The sequence below is a fragment of the Kitasatospora kazusensis genome (genome assembly GCF_039529945.1).
Lineage (GTDB): Bacteria > Actinomycetota > Actinomycetes > Streptomycetales > Streptomycetaceae > Kitasatospora > Kitasatospora kazusensis.
Genome location: NZ_BAAANT010000006.1, coordinates 1 through 19,634, shown reverse-complemented (window position 1 = coordinate 19,634; position 19,634 = coordinate 1). Strand labels below are relative to the sequence as shown.

Genomic DNA, 19,634 nt, shown 5'->3' with positions numbered 1-19,634 from the left:
AAACGTAGCTGGCCTGGGGAATCGTGTCGCCGCCCCACCCGGCCCTGCGGAGCCGAGCCGCGAGCGTCGGTGTCTCAGGGCGCGCGGCGGAAGGCGAGCACGGCGTTCTGGCCACCGAAGCCGCTGGACACACTGAGCGCGAGCCTGAGGTCGGCCGGGCGGGCGGTGCCCCGGACCAGGTCGAGGGCCCGGCCGTCCGCTGACAGGCCGGGGTCCGGGGCGCCGAGGTTGGCGGTGGGCGGGACGAGGCCGTGGGCCAGGGCCAGCACGGTGTAGGCGGCTTCGATGGCGCCGGCCGCGCCCATGGTGTGCCCGGTGACGCCCTTGGTCGAGGTCACGGCGGGGCGGCCGCCCAGCACCCGGAGCAGGGTGCGGGCCTCGCGGGCGTCGCCCTGCGGGGTGCTGGTGCCGTGCGCGTTGACGTGGTCGACCTCGGCGGGCCGGGCGCCGGACTCGGTGACGGCGTCGGTGAGGGCCCGGGCCAGCGCGCGGCCGTCGGGGTCCGGGGCGGTGAGGTGGTGGGCGTCGGCGGAGGCGCCGTAGCCGGTGAGCAGGGCGAGGATGTCGGCGCCCCGCGCCCGGGCGTGCGGCAGCGTCTCCAGGACGAGGACGCCCGCGCCCTCGCCGAGGACGAAGCCGTCCCGCCCGGCGTCGAAGGGCCGGGAGGCACCCGCCGGGTCGTTACGGCGGGTGGACAGCGCGCCCATCCGCGCGAAGGCCGCCGCGCAGAGCGGGGTGACCATGGCATCGGTCCCGCCGGCCAGCGCGAGGTCGCAGGCGCCGGAGCGGAGCAGGCCGAGCGCGGTGCCGATCGCGGTGGCGCCGGAGGCGCAGGCGGTCGCGGTGTGCAGGCTGGGGCCGGTGGCCCGGCACTCGATGCTGATCCGGCCGGCCGCCATGTTGGGCAGGAACATCGGCAGCAGCAGCGGCGAGACCGCGCCCGGGCCGCCGTCGATCAGCCGGCGGTGCTGCGCCTCCAGCGTCCCGACCCCGCCCGCGGCCGAACCCATCACCACCGCCACCCGTGCGCCGTCCCAACCCGCCGGGTCCAGCCCGGCGTTGTCGACCGCCTGGTGGGCGGCGGCCAGGGCGAAGCGGGTGTGGCGGTCGGTGTTCCACAGCTGGCGGCGTGGCACCAGCCCGGTGCCGTCCGGGACCCGGCAGGAGAAGTCGACCGGCAGGCCGTGCAGTTCGGGGTCGGTCGCGGCGGTCGGCGTCCCCGCGCAGACCGCCACCCAGTTCTCCGCCACCCCGATCCCCGCCGGGGTGACCAGGCCGAGCCCGGTGACGGCCACCGCGATGCCGCTCACGGGGTGAAGTCGTCGACCAGGGCGGTCACTTCACCGAGGGTGAGGCCCGCCACCGCCCGGGTGTCGTCGAGCGGCACCTGCCACTGCTCCTGAATGGTCACGAAGAGCTCGATCACCGCGAGCGAGTCGAAGTCGAGGTCGGCGAAGCTGGCGCCGGGGGAGAGCGCGCCCGGGGCGACGTCGAACTTGTCGACCAGCAGGGTGGCGAGGCGGTCGTAGGTGTCGGTCATGACGAAGTCCCTTCCAGGGGCGGCGCGTTGGTATGGAGATCAGAACGTCAGGAGGCCGGGTGGACGGTGGCCGTCCGGCCGGTGGTCGGCGAGGATCGGGGTGAGGGCGGGCCAGGTCAGGCCGCAGGAGCCCCAGGCGAGCCCGCCGCCGAACGCGGTGAGCAGCACCCGGGCGCCCGGGACGAGCGGGGTCGGCTGCCGGGTGGCGGCCTCGGCCAGCGCCAGCGGGATGGAGGCGGCGGCGGTGTTGCCCACCCGGCTGATGTTGCCGACCCGCCCGGCGGGCGGGACGCCCAGCCGGTCCGCGACCGCGTCGAGGATCCGCTGGTTGGCCTGGTGCGCGGCGAACACGACGGACTCGGCCGGCCAGTGCAGGGTGTCCAGGACCGTCCGGGCCGAGGCGGTCATCCGGCGTACGGCGTGGGCGTAGACCTCGGGGCCCCGGACCTCCAGGTAGTGCGCGCTGCGCGGGAGGTGGTCGGCCGGCCAGGGGGCGGCGGACCCCCGGGCCCGGATGGCGATCAGGTCGCGGTGCCCGCCGTCGCTGCCGAGGTCGAAGGCCAGCAGGGCGCCGGGCTCCGCGCTGTCACCGGCTCTGAGCAGCGCGGCCCCCGCGCCGTCGCCGAACAGGATGGCGCTGGTGCGGTCCTGGTGGTCGACGATGGTGGAGTAGGTGTCGGCGCCGATCACCAGCACCTGTCCGCGCAGCCCGGCCGCGATCAGCCCGGCGCCGACGGCGAGCGCGTAGACGAAGCCCGAGCAGACGGCGGCGAGGTCGAACGCGGCGGCGCCGTCGAGGCCGAGCCGGGTGGCGACTTCGGGGGCGGTGGCCGGACACGGCCGGTCCGGGGTGGTGGTCGCGACGATCACGGCGTCCGGGCGCGGGACGCCGTCCCGTACGGAGGCGAGGGCGGCCCGGGCCGCCTGCACGGCGAGGTCGCCGGTGCCGGTCGGGCGGTCGGTCCAGCGACGGGCGGCGATCCCGGTGCGGGAGCGGATCCAGTCGTCGGAGGTGTCCAGGGTGCGGGCGAGGTCGTGGTTGGTGACCTCGCGGACCGGGAGGCATCCGCCGAGGCCGGCCAGGACGGCTGTGCGGGCCATGTGCTCCTCCAAAGGGCCTGACGGACAGCTGGGTTGACGGGCAGCTGGGTTGGCGGGCAGCTGGGTCGGCGGGAAGCCGCCCCGCCGGGGGCCGGTCAGTGGCCGGCACCGCGCAGGACGGCATCCAGCCAGTCCGGTTCGGCGATCGGGGCGCCGAGGCGGGCGGTCGGCAGGGCGAGTGCGTCGAGCAGGGCGGGCAGGTGGGCGTGGACGGCGGCGAGCGTGCCCGGGCGGGCCCGGTGGACGAGGGCGGCCTCCGCCGGGGTCACGCTGCCGTGTTCGAGGTGCCAGCCGAGCCGGTCCTCGATGCCGTCCAGCCCGGCGAGGCGGTGCAGTCCGGCCAGTGCCTGCCGGGCCGCCGGGTCGGTGAGGGTGTCGGCCCGCTGCCGGAACCGTTCGAGGACCACGCGTTCGGTGTGCGCGAGCGCCAGCTCGACCAGGCCCGGCAGCAGCGGGTTCCAGTCGCCGAACTTGCCTTCGGGGCCGGGGAGTCGGTGGGTCAGTTCGCGGTGCAGGGCCCGTTCGCGCAGTCGGGCGAGCCGGATCGCGGTGGCCGGGTCGTCCGGGTCGAACGCGGCGGCGGGCGGCGGGTCCGGGGGAGGGTCGGCCAGCAGCGACTTCCCGGCGTCCAGCAGGATCAGCAGGGTGTCGCCCGCCGCGGCGTGGAAGATCCGCGCCAGGTCCTCGTGGTCCGAGATCCGGTTGGCCGACAGGATCCCCTGGGCGCCGCAGCGCTGCCGGCAGACGGCGGTGACCTGTTCGAGCGTCCGGGAGGTCCACGCCTTGGCCAGGGCGAGGTCGCGGTGGGCCGCGCTCCACGGCGCCCAGGTCGGCCGGGGCCCGGCGCCCGCCGGTGCGCCGGGCCGGGCCACGAAGCGCTGCCGCTCCTCCTCGACCAGGAAGGTGGTGGCGTACGCCTGGGCCAGCGCGCGGTAGAGCGGCTCCTGCTGGGTGCGGTACTCCAGCACGGGCAGTTCCGGGGCGAGCCGCCCCATGGTGGTGCGCCCGGTGGCGTAGCGCAGGGCGATGGCGACGGCCGCCCGGGCCGCCGCCGCCTGGCCGGTGGCGGCGGCGGCCGAGGCGTAGGCGGAGGAGAGCAGCGAGCGGACGAGCCGCGAGTCCCGGTCGCCGAGCGGGTCCTCGAACGTCCCGTCCGGGGTGATCCGCGCGCTGTCGCGCAGCCAGGCGCCGTACGGCACGGGGGTGGCGTCGAAGCCGATCAGCGCGTAGTCGAGCGGGACGACGGAGGTCGGCGGCAGCGCGGTGACGCGTACGCCGGGAGCGGTGACGCCGTCCCGGCGCAGGCGGACGGCGAAGGGGAAGACGCCGTGATCGCGGTCGCCGACGAGCAGCCGGGCGTAGACCACGGCGATCTTGGACTGGTCGGGGAGCGCGGCCGAGGGCATGAACTTGGTGGCCCCCGGGTGCGGCGTGTGCAGGGTGAAGGAGCGGTCGGCGTGCCGGTAGCGGGCCTCGGTGGCGGCGGCGAGGTGGCTGCTGCCGCTGCCGAGTTCGGTGATCAGGATGGTGCCGACGGCGTCCATCCGGTCGAGGTCGGCGATGAGCGGGTCGAGCGCCTCGGCGGGGTGCCCGAGTTCGACCAGCGTCGAGGTGACCACGCCGAAGTGCACCAGGGCGGCCAGCAGCAGGGCGGGATCGGTCGTCCCGGCCCATTCGCACGCGGTCAGCAGCGCGGCCCGGTCGCGGTACAGGGCGAGCGTGCCGCCGCCCGCGCGGCCGAGGGCGCGCAGCCGGTCGTAGGTGCGGCGGTAGCGGTCCTGGGGGGTGTCGGCGGGGCCGGCCGGGGCGAAGCAGGGCAGCTCCAGGAGGGTGTCCAGCCGGGCGAGTTGCTCCAGGCGGTCGCCGTTCAGGAGGGCGCGGAGGGGGTTCACGGGGCGGCCTCCGGGTCGGGTTGCCGGGCGGCCTCCGGGTCGGGTTGCCGGGCGGCCTCCGGGTCGGGCTGCGGGGCTGCGGAGCGTTCCAGGGTCCGGATGGCCTGGGCGTGTTCGACGGCGAAGATGTGCTCGGGGTCGAAGGCGTGCAGCCGCACCCGGCAGACGGCGCACACCCGTCCGCTCTGGCGAATCGTTACTTCAGCGCCGAGGGGGATCCGCTGGTCCTCGGACGGGCCGGTGACCCAGAGTCGGCCGTCCAGTTCGGCGGGGAGCGGGAAGACGAACCGCTCGAAGTCGACCTCCAGCCCGTGCATCACGGCGTAGCGGGCGCCGTGCCCGGTCAGCGGCGCGGTCAGCTCCGCGACGGCCCAGGTGATGAGCTGGGTGCAGGCCTCGATCAGCAGCATCCCCGGGACGTGCTGCTGGTCGGCGGTGTGGTCGCGGATCATCTCGGTGTCGTTGGCGACGGCGAGCCGGGCCCCGAAGTGCCCGTCGGCGGCGTGGGCGTCCCCGATCAGGACGTTGTCCTGGGCATGCTTGAGGACGCGGTGGCGGGGGACCGCCCGGGGGGCGTCCCGGTGCGGGGCGTCGGCCAGGCCGGCGCCGGCCTTGAGCAGGTCGGGGCGCAGGTCGGTCCAGGTGTGCTCGTCGACACCGAGCCCGGGGACGACGGTCGGCGGTGTGCCGGGGCCGAGCGCGAGCCGGTCGAGCCGCTCGCGGAGCTGCCGCACGGTGAGGAGTTGGGGGTGGACGGTGGACCGGGAGAAGGACTCTCCCACCACCCACAGGGTCTGCGGTGCCGTCATGCCGGGCTCCCTCGTACGGGCCGTCGGATCAGGGGTGTCGGGGACGTTGGGGACGTCGGGGATCTCAGGGGTGCGGGCGAGCGGGGGGAGCAGGGGCGTCAGGCCGGGATCATCGGCTTGGGGTGCCCGGCCAGGCCGCCGTCCGGCAGGGTCAGCCCGCCGTCGACGACCAGCGCGTGGCCCGTCACGAAGGAGGCCGCGGGGGAGCACAGGTACACCGCCGCCCCGGCCACCTCGGCGGGCTCCGCCCAGCGGCCCATCGGGACGTGCCCGAGCAGCCAGGCGGAGAGCTCCGGACTGCCGTGCACGGGGGCCGTCATGTCGGTGCGGACCCAGCCGGGGCAGAGCGCGTTCACCCGGATGCCCTGCCGGGCCCAGCCGACCGCGAGCGAGCGGGTCAGCGAGAGCTGGGCCGCCTTGGTCACGCCGTACGCCTCCATGGTCGGTACCGAGATCAGGCCCGCGACGGAGGAGACCAGCAGGACGCCGGCCCGGGGTGACACCGCCAGGTGCCGGTGGGCGGCCCGGCAGAGCGCGGCGCTCGCGAGCAGGTTGACGGCCAGGACCGGTTCCCACTCCAGTGGGGTGGAGTCGGCGAACGGCTTCATGACGGTGTCGCCGTTCGCGTCCACGGGCAGCACCCCGGCGCAGTGCACCAGCAGGTCCAGCCCGCCCAGCAGGGCCGCCGCCTCGTCGACGACCCGGGCCGGCTCGGCGGGGTCCGCGAGGTCGGCGGCGACGGACTCGGCGCGGCGGCCCGCGGCGGCGACCGACTCGGCGGTGCGCTTCAGCCCTTCGGTACTGCGGGCCGTCAGTACCAGGTCGGCGCCGGCCCGGGCGAGGGCGGTGGCGATCGCCCTCCCGATGCCCCGGGAGGCGCCGGTGACGAGCGCGCGGGCGCCGTCGAGGCGGAAGGGGTCGGCGGGCTCGGCAGGGGCGGCGGGTTCGGTGGCGTTCATGGCAAGGTCCTTTCGCGGGGTGCCGCGGGCAGGCCGGGCAGCAGTGGGCTGTGCGCGGGGCGGGCGGTGCCGCTCCAGGTCAGTACGGTGCTGCCCCAGGTGAGGCCGGCCCCGAAGGCGATCAGCAGCACCCGGTCGCCCGGTTTCATCCGGCCGTCGGCGGCGGCGTGGGCGAGGCCGAACGGCAGTGATCCGGCGCCGATGTTCCCGACCTCCTCGCCGATCACCACCAGGCGGTCCGGGCCGAGGCCGAGGGAGCCGCCGACCGCGCGCAGCAGCACCGGGTTGGGCTGGTGGGTGACCACCAGGTCGATCTGGTCGAGGGTCAGTCCGGCGCGCTGGAGCGCGGTGTGCACGGCTCTGGGCACGATGTCCACGATGAAGTCGCGGACGGCCCGCCCGTTCATCGCGATCCGGTGCCCGCCGTCGGCCAGCGTGGCGGCGGTGGCCGGGCGGCGGCTGCCGCCCGCCGGGATCAGGACCTCGCCCGCGTGGTCGCCGTCCGAGCCGAGTACGACGGCGCCGAGCCCCTCGCCGGGTGCCACCGGCCCCAGCACGGCCGCCGCCGCGCCGTCGGCGAAGAGCACCGCCGTGGCCCGGTCGGCCGGGTCGATGAACGGGGAGTACACCTCGCAGCCCACCACGGCGGCGTAGCGCGCGCCCGGATCGGCGGCCAGCCAGTCGCGGGCCACCCGGACGCCGAACAGCCAGCCCGAGCAGGCGGCCGCGACGTCGAAGGCGACGGCCTGCCGTGCGCCCAGCAGTGCCTGCACCCGGCAGGCCGTCGAGGGCCCCAACTCGTCGGGTGTGGAGGTGGCGAGGACGAGCAGGTCCAACTGCCCGGGATCGATGCCGGCGCAGTCGAGCGCCGCCCGGACGGCCTGCGCGGCGAGATCCGAGCAGGCCTGGCCGGGCGCCGCGTAATGGCGGCGGCGGACGCCGGTCCGTTCGAGAATCCATTCCGGACTGACGCCCGAGCCGGCTGCGACGTCATTATTCGTTCGTATGATCGGCGGAAGATATGCGCCGGTTCCCAGAATTCCCGTACGGATTTCCATCGTCTGACCTCTGGGGTACGTGTACGTCCATGCTGTGAGGGGAAGTCATCCACTGCGGTACCAATGCTTCACCGTCGCGGTGGGCGACGGATAGGGCATCCGGCTCCGGGGTGGGTAAGAATCGGCGCGCGTTAAGCGCCGGGTCGAGGAGACGCTGTGGCTGAACGCCACCGGCCCAACGCGCCGTTGCGGGCGCTGCTGGGCGAGGCGCGCTGGACGGGTGAGGACCTGGCCCGCGCGGTGAACGCGGCGGGGGAGGAGGCCGGGCTCTCCCTCCACTACCAACGGCCCTCGGTCGCCCAGTGGTTGGCCGGAGGAGTGCCGCGACGGCCGGTGCCCGAGCTGATCGCGGAGGCCCTCTCACGACGGCTCCGCCGGGTCGTCACCCCGGCGGCGGCGGGCTTTCCCGCCGCGCCGCGCCCGCCCGGGCAGGACCGCTCCCCGCCCGACGGGGCCGACCGGCTGGCGAGGCTCACCGCGGCCGTCGCCGTACGGGGGCGCCCGCCCTCGGTCGCCTACTCGGCGCTCGATCCGACGCTCGATCCGACGCTCGACCAGTACGTGCCGGAGGAGGGCCTCGACCCGGCGGCCGCACCGGGCCGGAGCCTCTCGCAGGCGCACGTCCGGGCACTGCGCGAGATGGGCGGGGTGTTCTCCCGGGCGGACCACCTCTCGGGCGCGGGCCGGGTCCGACCGGCGCTCACCCGCTACCTGTCGACGACCGTCTCGGCCTGGCTGCGGGCCGGCGCGCCCCCGGCGGTCCGCCGTGACCTGCTCGCGGCGGCCGCCCCGCTGGTGTACCTCTGCGGCTTCGCGCACTTCGACGACGGCCTGCACGGCCACGCCCAGCGCTACTACCGGCTCGCCGCCTCCCTGGCCGACGAGGCCGGTGACCGGGTCGGGCGGGCCGTCGCCCTGCGGGCGCTCAGCGTCCAGGCGCACCAGCTCCGCTACCGGCGCCGCGCGTACCAGCTGGCGGAGGCCGCCGTCAGCGAGGGGCGGTACGCCGAGCCCCGGACCAGGGCCTTCCTGTACGGGCAACTGGCCGTCGCCCAGGCGTCGTTGGGTGAGCGCCAGGACGCCCTGCGGCACCTGGGCACGGCGGCGGACGAACTCGGTCGCGGGGCCGGCCGGCCGCAGCCGCTGATCGGGGCGTACCACGAGGCGTCCCTCGCCCACCAGCGGGCGGTCGTCGTCGGCCACCTCGGGGACCTGCCCGGCGCCGTCGCGGCGCTGCGGGAGTCGCTGCGCCACCGGTCCGCGCAGGAGAACCGCTCGCGCGCCCTCACGCTGGCCAGGCTCGCCGAACTCCAGCTGGCATCGGGCGCGGTCGACGCCGCCTGTCTGACCTGGCGGCAGTTCCTGCTCTGCCAGGGGCAGTTGTCCTCGCACCGGGCGGACCGGGCTCTCGTCCTGATGCGGGCGCACACCGCGCCGCACCGCACCCACCCGGCCGTCCGGGCGCTGCTGGGCCTCCTGCCGGGGCCCGGCCGTACCGGCTGAGACCGGTGCGGCCGGGCCGTTCGCCGGGCGCGGCAGTAGTTCTGACGATGCGTCAGGTCGTGAGGCCCGCCGCTGCCCGGGCCGCCGCGCCGCGGGCGGCGGCGCGCCTGCCGTAGCGGATGGTCCAGGTGATGACCAGGAAGATCGCCACGAACGGCAGGAAGGCGTTCACGGTGACCATGGTCGAGACGGACAGCACGTACGTCAGGGCGATCCGGAGCACCGCCTCACCGAGGAAGACGGATCCCCAGACGATGGTGATCACCTTCTGGTTGTGCCGGAAGGCCGGGAACCTCCAGAGCCCGTTCCACCACTCGACCGCCGCCGGGCTGCCGTCGGTGGCGAACCTGCGGCCGAAGTAGAAGCAGAGCGGCCGCGGCGCGAGCAGGCTGGCGAACAGGACCAGGCCGAACAGCCCGGTCAGTGCGGAGTCCTTGACCAGCACCAGCCGGGGGCTGTTGAACGCCAGCGAACTGAGCAGGCCGAGGGCCAGGAAGGTCAGCACGATCATGGCCATCTCGTCGATGTGCCGGCGGACCAGGAACACGACGAGGGTCTCCACCGCCGGCCAGAGCCCGGAGAGGACCAGCGAGCTCACCTCGCCGTAGTGGTGGCCCTGGAGGTAGTTGTACGTCAGCACCGGAAGAACGGCGCTGAAGATGATGGACGGTCCCCATTGCAGGAGCACCGCGCGGAACCCGCCGTGGGCGGGCGGTGCCGGCTCCAGCTGGCCGGGCGTGGTGTGGCTGTCGGTCATATCTCCCCCGTGGTCTGCGAAAGCGCAGGAAACAGAGGCGGAGGCTAGCAGCCGGGCGGACCGGCGGACAGCCGGGGAACGGCGCGGTCCGCGCCGCAGGGGCGGAATGCCCGGCTTCCGCCGTGAAGATCCCCCGCCGGTCGCCGGAGGCCGTTCGGGGACGGCCGGCCGGGAGCGCCGACGTGGCCGGCCTGCCGGTCGTACACACCCGCTGAGGTGCGGCGGGGTCAGCTCTCGGCAGGGGCGCCGCAGCCGCAGGAGCGCCGGATCACCAGCTCGGCCGGGAAGCGGCGCAGCGCGCTGCCGGCCCCGGTCGGCGGTTCGAGGCCGAGCGCCAGGCTGACGGCGGACCGGGCCATCGCGTCCCGGTCGGAGGAGACGGTGGTCAGCGGCGGGTCGGCGAAGGCCGACTGCTTGATGTCGTCGAACGCGGTGACGGCGAGGTCCTGCGGCACCCGCAGGCCCAGCTCGCGGGCGGCCCGCAGGACACCGATCGCCTGGTCGTCGGTCGCGCAGAACACGGCCGTCGGCCGGTCGGCCCGGCGGAGCAGCTCCACCGCCACGCCGAAGGTGCCGGTCCGGTTGAACGGCGCGTCGACCAGCAGGCCGTCGGTGTCCAGCCCGGCCTCCGCCATCGCCTGGGCCCAGCCGGCCACCCGGCCGGTGACCGGGTCCCCGGCGCCGAGCGAGCCGGCCGGCTTGCCGAAGCAGGTGACCGACGGGTGGCCGTGGTCCAGCAGGTGGCGGACGGCCAGCCGGGCGCCGCCGGTGTCGTCGGTGACGACCGCGACCTTGTCGGCCGCGTCCGAACGGTGGTGCAGCAGGACGACCCGGGTGGTGTCGTCGGCCGCGACCTCGGCCGCCACCCGGTGGGAGGGGATCTGGCTGATCAGGATGAGCCCGTCCACCCGCATCCCGAGGAACTCGCGGACGTAGTGGTCCTCGCGGGAGTCGGTGTAGTCGGAGTTGCCGATCAGTACGAGCTTCCCGTGCTCCAGGGCGACCTGTTCGACGGCGTGTGCCAGCTCCGCGAAGAACGGCTGGCGGGCGTCCGGCAGCACCATCCCGATCAGGTTGCTCCGGCGCCTGGCCATGGCCTGCGCCATGCTGTCCGGGCGGTAGCCGAGTTCCTCGATGATGCTCTTGACCCGTTCGCGGGTCGCGGAGGCCACCGGCCGTGGTCCGTTGTTGATGACATAGCTGACCACCGCAGTGGAGACCCCTGCGAGTCGGGCTACATCGTCACGCGTCACCTTGGCCACCGGGGGAGCCTACACGGATGATCGGACAAGTCGGGACCTGTCCACGCCGGACCGACAGGCTACCCGTCGGTACGAATTGGCCACGCGGGATCCGCAGAAGGTCCACACCGGGTCCACCGGAGGTCCACGGCGGGCCCGGGGCGGCTCCACGGCGGCCCCGGACCCGGGCGGGGTGGGCTCCGGGCGCGCGGGCCCTGGATAGGATGGGGCCTGCCCACAGCAGACCAAGACTCCTGTGGTGCCCCGGCGGGACGAACCCGCCGGCCGCACCCCGGAGCTGCCCCCGTCGCGGCGCTCCTGGGGCGCCGCAGGAGAAATTGGAGCATCCGAGGATGGCTCGACACCTGATCACCAGCGCCCTTCCCTACATCAACGGGATCAAGCACCTGGGGAACATGGTCGGGTCGATGCTCCCCGCCGACGTGTACTCCCGCTACCTGCGCCGGCGCGGCCACGAGGTGCTGTACATCTGCGCCACCGACGAGCACGGCACCCCGGCCGAGCTGGCCGCGAAGGAGGCGGGCCTGCCGGTCGCCGACTTCTGCGCCGCCGCCCACGACCAGCAGAAGGCCGTCTACGACGGCTTCGAGCTCTCCTTCGACTTCTTCGGCCGCAGCTCCTCGCCGCAGAACCGCGAGATCACCCAGGACATCGCCCGCGCCCTGCACGAGAACGGGTTCATCGAGGAGCGGGCCGTCCGCCAGGTCTACTCCGTCACCGACGAGCGCTTCCTGCCCGACCGCTACATCGTCGGCACCTGCCCGCACTGCGGCTACGACAAGGCGCGCGGCGACCAGTGCGAGAACTGCACCCGGGTGCTCGACCCCACCGACCTGATCGACGCCCGCTCGGCGATCAGCGGCAGCGCGGACCTGGAGGTCCGCGAGACCAAGCACCTCTTCCTGCTCCAGGCCAAGCTGACCGACGAGGTCGAGGAGTGGATCGCCGCCAACGGCGAGCAGTGGCCGGTGCTCGCCTCCTCGATCGCCCGCAAGTGGCTCACCGAGGGCCTCCAGGACCGGGCGATCACCCGCGACCTGGAGTGGGGCGTGCCCGTCCCGGCCGACGTCTGGCCGGAGCTGGCCGCCGAGGGCAAGGTCTTCTACGTCTGGTTCGACGCCCCGATCGAGTACATCGGCGCCACCAAGGAGTGGGCCGACGCCGCCCCGGCCGGTGAACTCCGCGACTGGAAGTCCTGGTGGTACGAGGCGGAGGACGTCCGCTACACCGAGTTCATGGCCAAGGACAACGTCCCGTTCCACACGGTGATGTTCCCCGCCACGATCATCGGCTCGCGCCAGCCCTGGAAGAAGGTCGACTACGTCAAGGCCTTCAACTGGCTGACCTACTACGGCGGGAAGTTCTCCACCAGCCAGCGCCGGGGCATCTTCACCGACGTCGCGCTCGACCTGCTGCCCGCCGACTACTGGCGCTACTTCCTGATGGCGAACGCCCCCGAGTCGGACGACTCCAGCTTCAGCTGGGAGCTGTTCTCCTCCGTCGTCAACAAGGACCTCGCCGACACCCTCGGCAACTTCGTCAACCGGGTGCTCTCGTTCAGCCGCAAGCGGTTCGGCGACGACGTCCCGGCCGGGAGCGTCGCCGGCGAGGCGGAGCAGCGCCTCGGCGAGCAGATCGCCGAGCTGCTGGCGGAGTACGAAGGCCACCTGGACGCGCTGAACTTCCGCAAGTCCGCGCAGAGCCTGCGCGCGCTGTGGAGCGCCGGGAACTCCTACCTGGAGGAGAAGGCGCCCTGGACCCAGGTCAAGACCGACCCCGAGGGCGCGGCGCTGACGCTGCGCACCGCGATGAACCTGATCTACCTCTACTCGGTGGTCTCCGAGCCGTTCATCCCGGCGACCAGCCGGGCGATGCGGCAGGCGTTCGCGCTGGACGCCGCGGCCCCGGCCGCCGGGCTCGCCTGGGTCGGAGCGGAGCAGGCGAAGGCGCTGGACTTCGTCCCGGCCGGGGTGGGCTTCACCGTCCCGCCGGTGCTGTTCGCGAAGATCACCGAGGAGGACCTCGCCGGGTACCGCGAGCGCTTCGGCGGCGACCCGGACGCGGCGGTCTGACCGGACCCGGTCCGAGCGGCCCGCCCCGACAGATCCGGCGGTCCGGCAGCTCTGACAGGTCCGACACGAACCTTCACCCGAACGAGTGGTTTGGTTCGTCGGAGAACATCGGCCCTTCTCGGCCGCAAGCAGGATGGGCGCGCACTCCTTCGAGTGCCGACGATCCGTATGCCGAGAAGGGCCTCCGCCGTGACCGAGCAGACCGAACCGACCATCACCCCGTTTGGCTTCCTGGCGCCGACGCCGCCGGAGGGGGTCGCGCCCGCCCCCGCGCCGGACGCGACCTGGGAGTTCCCCGGGGGCCGGGCCTGGGTCTACCTGAGCAACAGCAAGTTCGGCCTCAAGCGCCCCGTCCTCATCTCCGACGGCTTCGAGAACGGCCCGAGTTCGCTGAACGTCCTCTGGGACGGCATGGAGCGCAAGGACTTCCCGTTCGTCAGCGAGCTGCGCGGTCGTGGCTACGACCTGATCATCATCGGGTACGACGAGCGCAACGCGTCGATCCTGGAGAACGCCAAGGTCGCCACCGCCGCCATCCACCGAGCGATCGCGGAGCGCGTCGGCCAGTCGCCGTTGGCGGTCGGCGGCTTCAGCATGGGCGGCCTGGTCACTCGCTACGCCCTCGCCAAGATGGAGGCCGAGAACGACGACCACGAGACGGCGCTCTACTTCTCCATCGACAGCCCGCACCGGGGCGCCTGGGTGCCGATCGGCCTCCAGGCACTCGCGCACTTCATGACCGCCACCCCCAAGCTCTCCGAGCAGATCAACAGTGCGGCCGCCCGCCAGCTGCTGTGGCGTCACATCGAAACCGTCGAAGGCACCCCGGCGGAGGACGAGCTGCGGACGAAGTTCCTCGACGAGCTGAAGCGCGTCGGGGGATGGCCGTCCATCCCCCGCAAGATCGGCTTCGCCAACGGCGCCGGGGACGGCACCGGGAACGGCGTCAAGCCGGGCGTCGACGCCGTGAAGGTGACCAGCGGCTGGTTCACCGACACCGACCTGCGGACCCAGAAGTCCGGTGACGGCCAGCTGGTGGCCCGCCTCAAGGGCCTCTTCCAGGACAAGTCGATCCGTACCAGCGGCCTGCCCGACATCGACGGCGCCCCCGGCGGCACCCTGGAGACCTTCGGCATCGCGGGGGAGGCCCTGAAGAAGACCGGCAAGACGGAGATCAAGGAGACCACCGTCTGCTTCGTCCCCACCGTCAGCGCGCTGGCCCTCCGGGACCTGGACGAGACCGAGGACCTCTACGCCCCCGTCGGCAGCCGCGAGGGGGAGGAGAGCGAGCTCGACGCCTTCGCCTTCGCCCCCGCCAACGAGGGGCACTCACACATGAGCGAGCACCTCGCGACCTTCATCTTCCAGAACCTGCCCGAGTAGCCGTAACACGCCGGGCCCGGGCGCACTTCGCCGAGCGTGTGCCCGGGCCCGGCGCGGTCTCCGCAGGCCCTCCCACCTGCTGCACTCCACGCAGTCAGGAGTGCAGCGAGGGAAAGGTCACACCGGCTTGGTCTGCTACCGACCATTGACAGGCCCTAACCTACCCTCATGACGGTCCCGCCCGAAGGGCTCTCCCTGGCCGCCGAGTTCCCGGACGCAACCCGTGAGCAGTGGCAGCACTTGGTCGAAGGCGTCCTGCGCAAGTCAGGCGCGCAGGACGTGGTTGGTACGGCAGCCGAGGACGCGCTCGCCACCGACCTCCAGGACGGACTGCGCGTCCGTCCCCTGTACACCGCGACGGACACGGCGGCGGCTCCCGGCTACCCGGGCCTCCCCCCGTTCGTACGCGGCGGCCGGCCGCAGGGCTCGGCCGTCTCGGGCTGGGACGTGCGCCAGCGCCACGCCCACCCCGACGCACGGGTCTCCAACGAGGCCGTGCTCGCCGACCTGGAGAACGGGGTCACCTCGCTCTGGCTGACGGTCGGCGGCGCCGGGCTGCCGGTCGACGCGCTGCCGCAGGTGCTCGACGGCGTCTACCTCGACCTGGCCTCCGTCACGCTCGACGCCGGTGACGAATTCGCCGCCGCCGCCGAGCGGTTGCTGAGCCTCGGCGCCGAGGTCCAGGGCGCTTCGGGGAACCTCGGCGCGGACCCGCTCGGCCTGCTGGCCCGCACCGGCGACGACAGCCGGACGGCCGAGCACCTCGCCGCCGCCACCGCGCTCGCCGTCCGCTGCACCGGCGGCCACCCGGGCCTGCGGGCCCTGACGGTGGACGCACTCGGCTACCACGAGGCAGGCGCCTCCACCGCCGAGGAGCTCGGCTGCGCCCTCGCCACCGGCATCGCCTACCTGCGCGAACTGACCGCCGCCGGGCTCACCGTGGACGAGGCCGCCGGGCAGCTGGAGTTCCGCTTCGCCGCCACCGCCGACCAGTTCCTCACCATCGCCAAGCTGCGCGCCGCGCGCCGGCTCTGGGCCCGGGTGGCGGAGGTCTCCGGGGTGAGCGCCGCCCACGCCGCGCAGCGCCAACACGCGGTCACCTCCACGGTGATGATGACCGAGCGCGACCCGTGGGTGAACATGCTGCGCACCACCGTCGCCTGCCTGGCCGCCGGGCTCGGCGGCGCCGACGCGGTGACGGTGCTCCCGTTCGACGAGGCGCTCGGCCTCCCCGACGCCTTCGCCCGCCGGGTCGCCCGCAACACCCAGTCGATCCTGCTGGAGGAGTCGCACCTGGCCCGGGTCGTCGACCCGGCCGGCGGCTCCTGGTACGTGGAGCGGCTCACCGACGAGCTCGCGCACGCCGCGTGGCAGTGGTTCCAGGAGATCGAGCGGGCCGGCGGCCAGGCCGCCGCGCTGCGCTCCGGCCTGGTCGGCGAGCGGATCGCCGCGACCTGGGCCGCGCGCTCGGCCGAGCTCGCGCACCGGCGCGAACCCATCACCGGCGTCAGCGAGTTCCCGAACCTGGCCGAGCAGCCGGTGGTCCGCGAGCCCGCACCCGCGCAGCCGTCCGGCGGCCTGCCGAAGGTCCGCCGCTCGGACGCCTACGATGCCCTGCGCACCCGCTCCGACGAGCGGCTCGCCGCGACGGGAGAGCGGCCGAAGGTCTTCCTGGCGACGATCGGACCGGCGGCCGCGCACACGGGCCGGTCCTCCTTCGCCGCGAACCTGTTCCAGGCCGGCGGCGCCGAGACCGTCGTGGGTCAGGTGGAGGCGTTCGCCGCGAGCGGCGCGAGCGTCGCCTGCATCTGCTCCAGTGACAAGCTGTACGAGGAGAGCGCCGAGGAGGCCGCCGCCGCGCTCAGGAGCGCCGGTGCGCGACGGATCCTGCTGGCGGGCAAGCCCGGTGAGCGCCGCGAGGCGTACCGGCGGGCCGGGGTGGACGAGTTCGTCTTCGCGGGCTGCGACGCCGTCGCCGTCCTGACCTCGGTCATCGATGAGATCGGAGCGGTGTGATGATCCCGGACTTCACCGAGATCGGCCTCGAAAGCGACGCCGGCGAGGCCACCGAGGAGCAGTGGCAGGCCGGTTGGCGGCAGGCCACCGGCAAGGACGTCGAGGAACTCGTCTGGGAGACCCCCGAGGGCATCGCCGTCAAGCCGCTGTACACCGGCGAGGACCTGGCCGACGTCGACTTCCTCGGCACGTACCCGGGCATCGCGCCCTACCTGCGCGGCCCGTACCCGACGATGTACGTGAACCAGCCCTGGACGGTCCGCCAGTACGCCGGGTTCTCCACCGCCGAGGAGTCCAACGCCTTCTACCGCCGCAACCTGGCGGCCGGTCAGAAGGGCCTCTCGGTCGCCTTCGACCTGCCCACCCACCGGGGTTACGACAGCGACCACCCCCGGGTGACCGGCGACGTCGGCATGGCGGGCGTGGCGATCGACTCGATCTACGACATGCGCCAGCTCTTCGACGGCATCCCGCTGGACAGGATGTCGGTGTCGATGACGATGAACGGCGCCGTGCTGCCCGTGCTCGCGCTCTACATCGTCGCGGCCGAGGAGCAGGGCGTCCCGCCCGAGAAGCTCGCGGGGACCATCCAGAACGACATCCTCAAAGAGTTCATGGTCCGCAACACCTACATCTACCCGCCGCAGCCGTCCATGCGGATCATCTCCGACATCTTCGCGTACACCTCGCAGAAGATGCCGCGCTACAACTCCATCTCCATCTCCGGCTACCACATCCAGGAGGCCGGAGCCACGGCCGACCTGGAGCTCGCCTACACCCTGGCCGACGGCGTGGAGTACCTGCGCGCCGGGCTCGGCGCCGGGATGGACGTGGACGCCTTCGCACCCCGGCTGTCGTTCTTCTGGGCGATCGGCATGAACTTCTTCATGGAGATCGCCAAGCTGCGCGCGGCCCGGCTGCTCTGGGCCAAGCTGGTCAAGGAGTTCGAGCCGAAGAACGCCAAGTCGCTGTCGCTGCGCACCCATTCGCAGACCTCCGGCTGGTCGCTCACCGCGCAGGACCCGTTCAACAACGTCGCCCGCACCTGTGTGGAGGCGATGGCCGCGACCCAGGGCCACACCCAGTCGCTGCACACCAACGCCCTGGACGAGGCGCTCGCGCTGCCGACCGACTTCTCGGCCCGGATCGCCCGCAACACCCAGCTGCTGCTCCAGCAGGAGTCCGGCACCTGCCGGGTCATCGACCCCTGGGGCGGCAGCGCCTACGTCGAGAAGCTCACCCACGACCTCGCCGAGCGCGCCTGGCAGCACATCCAGGAGGTCGAGGCGGCCGGCGGCATGGCCAAGGCCATCGACGCGGGCATCCCCAAGCTCCGCGTCGAGGAGGCCGCCGCCCGCACCCAGGCGCGGATCGACTCCGGCCGCCAGCCGGTGATCGGCGTCAACAAGTACCGGGTCGCCACCGACGAGCAGCTCGACGTGCTCAAGGTCGACAACTCCTCCGTCCGGACCCAGCAGGTCGAGAAGCTGCGCCGCCTGCGCGCCGAGCGCGACGAGCAGGCCTGCCAGGAGGCGCTGCGCGCCCTGACCGCCTCCGCCGAGGCGGGTCCGCGCAACGACGGCACGCTGGACGGCAACCTGCTCGCGCTCGCCGTGGACGCGGCCCGCGCGATGGCGACGGTCGGCGAGATCTCGGACGCCCTGGAGAAGATCTACGGGCGGCACGCGGGCCAGATCCGTACCATCTCCGGTGTGTACCGGGACGAGGCAGGACCTTCCACCGCGGTCGAGCGCACCCGCGCGCTGGTCGAGGCGTTCGAGGAGGCCGAGGGCCGCCGCCCGCGCATCCTGGTCGCCAAGATGGGCCAGGACGGCCACGACCGCGGGCAGAAGGTGATCGCCACCGCCTTCGCCGACCTCGGCTTCACGGTGGACGTCGGCCCGCTCTTCCAGACCCCGGCCGAGGTCGCCCGGCAGGCGGTGGAGGCCGACGTGCACATCGTCGGCGTCAACTCGCTGGCGGCCGGCCACCTCACCCTGGTGCCCGCGCTGCGCGCCGAACTCGCCGCCGCCGGACGGGAGGACATCACCATCGTGGTCGGCGGGGTCATCCCCCCGCAGGACTTCGACGCCCTGTACGAGGCCGGCGCCGCCGCCGTCTTCCCGCCGGGCACGGTCATCCCGGACGCCGCGTACGACCTGCTGAAGACGCTCGCCGCCGACCTCGGCCACGAGCTGTGAGCCGCTGAACCATGGCCCGGACGATCGATCTCGACGCCTACGTCCAAGGGGTGCTGGACGGCTCGCGCGCGTACATCGCGCGGGCCATCACCCTGGTGGAGTCCACCCGGCCCGACCACCGGGAGCTCGCCCAGCGCCTGCTGGTCGCGCTGCTGCCGCACTCGGGCAAGGCCGTCCGGGTCGGGATCACCGGGGTGCCCGGTGTCGGCAAGTCGACCTTCATCGACTCGTTCGGCACCATGCTCACCGGCCTGGGGCACCGGGTCGCGGTACTCGCCGTCGACCCGTCCTCCACCCGCACGGGCGGCTCCATCCTGGGTGACAAGACCCGGATGGAGCGGCTCGCCGTGGACCCGGCGGCCTTCGTCCGCCCCTCGCCCACCTCCGGCACGCTCGGCGGGGTGGCCCGCGCCACCCGCGAGAGCATGGTGGTGATGGAGGCGGCGGGCTACGACGTCGTCCTGGTCGAGACCGTCGGCGTCGGGCAGTCGGAGACCACCGTCGCGCAGATGGTCGACTCCTTCCTGCTGCTCACCCTGGCCCGCACCGGCGACCAGCTCCAGGGCATCAAGAAGGGCGTCCTCGAACTCGCCGACCTGGTCGCCGTGAACAAGGCCGACGGCCCGCACGAACTCGACGCCAAGGCCGCCGCACGGGAGTTGGCGGGTGCGCTGCGGCTGCTCCAGGCACCGGACGCGGCCTGGTCGCCGCCGGTCCTGACCTGCAGCGGACGTGACGGCGCGGGCCTGGAGACGCTCTGGGAGCACCTCCAGCAGCACCGCCGGATACTCGAAGCCACGGGATCGCTCACCGCTAAGCGCCGCGACCAGCAGGTGGACTGGACCTGGGCGATGGTCCACGACCAGCTCCTCGCCCAGCTCCGCGAGAACCCCGAGGTCCGCCGCATCGCACCGGACCTCGAACAGCGCGTTCGCGAAGGCAGGTTGACCGCCACCCTGGCGGCCGAGCAGATCCTCGCGGGCTTCCAGAAAGCAACCGGCCAACCATAAACAGGGGCGCGGGGAACTGCGCGACGTCGGAAGGCAACGGTCCGCACCTTCCGCCTCGCGCAGTTCCCCGC

At 73.7% G+C, this 19,634-nt stretch carries 15 protein-coding genes; 6 read left to right on the top strand and 9 right to left on the bottom strand.

What is annotated here, in order from left to right; all coding sequences use genetic code 11:
• Nucleotides 1-74: 74 nt before the first annotated feature.
• From ABD330_RS07255 to ABD330_RS07225, 7 genes are all read right to left on the bottom strand, one after another.
• Complete coding sequence (locus tag ABD330_RS07255; RefSeq protein WP_344462020.1) at nucleotides 75-1,310, bottom strand: beta-ketoacyl-[acyl-carrier-protein] synthase family protein; 1,236 nt, start codon at nucleotides 1,308-1,310, stop codon at nucleotides 75-77.
• A complete protein-coding gene (locus ABD330_RS07250) occupies nucleotides 1,307-1,540 on the bottom strand; it encodes an acyl carrier protein (protein ID WP_344462018.1) in 234 nt (77 codons plus the stop codon). The genes ABD330_RS07255 and ABD330_RS07250 overlap by 4 nt, the downstream gene beginning before the upstream one ends.
• 39 nt (nucleotides 1,541-1,579) lie before the next feature.
• A complete protein-coding gene (locus ABD330_RS07245) occupies nucleotides 1,580-2,641 on the bottom strand; it encodes a beta-ketoacyl-ACP synthase 3 (protein ID WP_344462016.1) in 1,062 nt (353 codons plus the stop codon).
• Nucleotides 2,642-2,736: 95 nt separating this feature from the next.
• Nucleotides 2,737-4,533, bottom strand: coding sequence for an acyl-CoA dehydrogenase family protein (locus ABD330_RS07240; protein ID WP_344462014.1), 1,797 nt, complete (start codon nucleotides 4,531-4,533; stop codon nucleotides 2,737-2,739).
• Complete coding sequence (locus ABD330_RS07235) at nucleotides 4,530-5,342, bottom strand: AfsA-related hotdog domain-containing protein (protein WP_344462012.1); 813 nt, start codon at nucleotides 5,340-5,342, stop codon at nucleotides 4,530-4,532. The genes ABD330_RS07240 and ABD330_RS07235 overlap by 4 nt, the downstream gene beginning before the upstream one ends.
• A 98-nt stretch (nucleotides 5,343-5,440) precedes the next feature.
• Nucleotides 5,441-6,301, bottom strand: coding sequence for an SDR family NAD(P)-dependent oxidoreductase (locus ABD330_RS07230; RefSeq protein ID WP_344462010.1), 861 nt, complete (start codon nucleotides 6,299-6,301; stop codon nucleotides 5,441-5,443).
• The gene (locus ABD330_RS07225) at nucleotides 6,298-7,359 is read right to left on the bottom strand and encodes a 3-oxoacyl-ACP synthase III family protein (RefSeq protein ID WP_344462008.1); all 1,062 of its coding nucleotides are present in this window, start codon (nucleotides 7,357-7,359) and stop codon (nucleotides 6,298-6,300) included. Before ABD330_RS07225 ends, ABD330_RS07230 begins: the two co-directional genes overlap by 4 nt.
• A gap of 156 nt (nucleotides 7,360-7,515) precedes the next feature.
• On the opposite strand from ABD330_RS07225, the gene ABD330_RS07220 reads away from it, so the two are divergent.
• The gene (locus tag ABD330_RS07220; protein WP_344462006.1) at nucleotides 7,516-8,862 is read left to right on the top strand and encodes an NsdA family TPR-like regulatory protein; all 1,347 of its coding nucleotides are present in this window, start codon (nucleotides 7,516-7,518) and stop codon (nucleotides 8,860-8,862) included.
• A gap of 52 nt (nucleotides 8,863-8,914) precedes the next feature.
• On the opposite strand, the gene ABD330_RS07215 is transcribed toward ABD330_RS07220, so the two are convergent.
• Both ABD330_RS07215 and ABD330_RS07210 read right to left on the bottom strand, forming a co-directional pair.
• Nucleotides 8,915-9,619, bottom strand: a complete 705-nt coding sequence (locus tag ABD330_RS07215) for a VC0807 family protein (RefSeq protein ID WP_344462004.1) — start codon at nucleotides 9,617-9,619, stop codon at nucleotides 8,915-8,917.
• A 227-nt stretch (nucleotides 9,620-9,846) separates the two neighbouring features.
• Nucleotides 9,847-10,881, bottom strand: a complete 1,035-nt coding sequence (locus ABD330_RS07210) for a LacI family DNA-binding transcriptional regulator (protein ID WP_344462002.1) — start codon at nucleotides 10,879-10,881, stop codon at nucleotides 9,847-9,849.
• A gap of 332 nt (nucleotides 10,882-11,213) precedes the next feature.
• Between ABD330_RS07210 and metG the strand changes: the two genes are divergently transcribed.
• The 5 genes from metG to meaB all read left to right on the top strand — a co-directional run bounded on the left by metG (nucleotide 11,214) and on the right by meaB (nucleotide 19,563).
• Nucleotides 11,214-12,953, top strand: a complete 1,740-nt coding sequence (gene metG, locus ABD330_RS07205) for a methionine--tRNA ligase (RefSeq protein WP_344462000.1) — start codon at nucleotides 11,214-11,216, stop codon at nucleotides 12,951-12,953.
• 189 nt (nucleotides 12,954-13,142) lie between these two features.
• On the top strand, nucleotides 13,143-14,336 hold the full coding sequence (locus ABD330_RS07200; RefSeq protein WP_344461998.1) for an esterase/lipase family protein: 1,194 nt from the start codon (nucleotides 13,143-13,145) through the stop codon (nucleotides 14,334-14,336).
• Nucleotides 14,337-14,504: 168 nt separating this feature from the next.
• Nucleotides 14,505-16,352 (top strand): methylmalonyl-CoA mutase family protein, encoded by a 1,848-nt coding sequence (locus ABD330_RS07195; protein ID WP_344461996.1) that lies wholly within the window; start codon nucleotides 14,505-14,507, stop codon nucleotides 16,350-16,352.
• The gene (gene scpA, locus ABD330_RS07190) at nucleotides 16,352-18,553 is read left to right on the top strand and encodes a methylmalonyl-CoA mutase (protein WP_425555471.1); all 2,202 of its coding nucleotides are present in this window, start codon (nucleotides 16,352-16,354) and stop codon (nucleotides 18,551-18,553) included. Before ABD330_RS07195 ends, scpA begins: the two co-directional genes overlap by 1 nt.
• A gap of 11 nt (nucleotides 18,554-18,564) precedes the next feature.
• The gene (meaB, locus tag ABD330_RS07185; protein ID WP_344461992.1) at nucleotides 18,565-19,563 is read left to right on the top strand and encodes a methylmalonyl Co-A mutase-associated GTPase MeaB; all 999 of its coding nucleotides are present in this window, start codon (nucleotides 18,565-18,567) and stop codon (nucleotides 19,561-19,563) included.
• The last annotated feature ends 71 nt before the right edge of the window (nucleotides 19,564-19,634 follow it).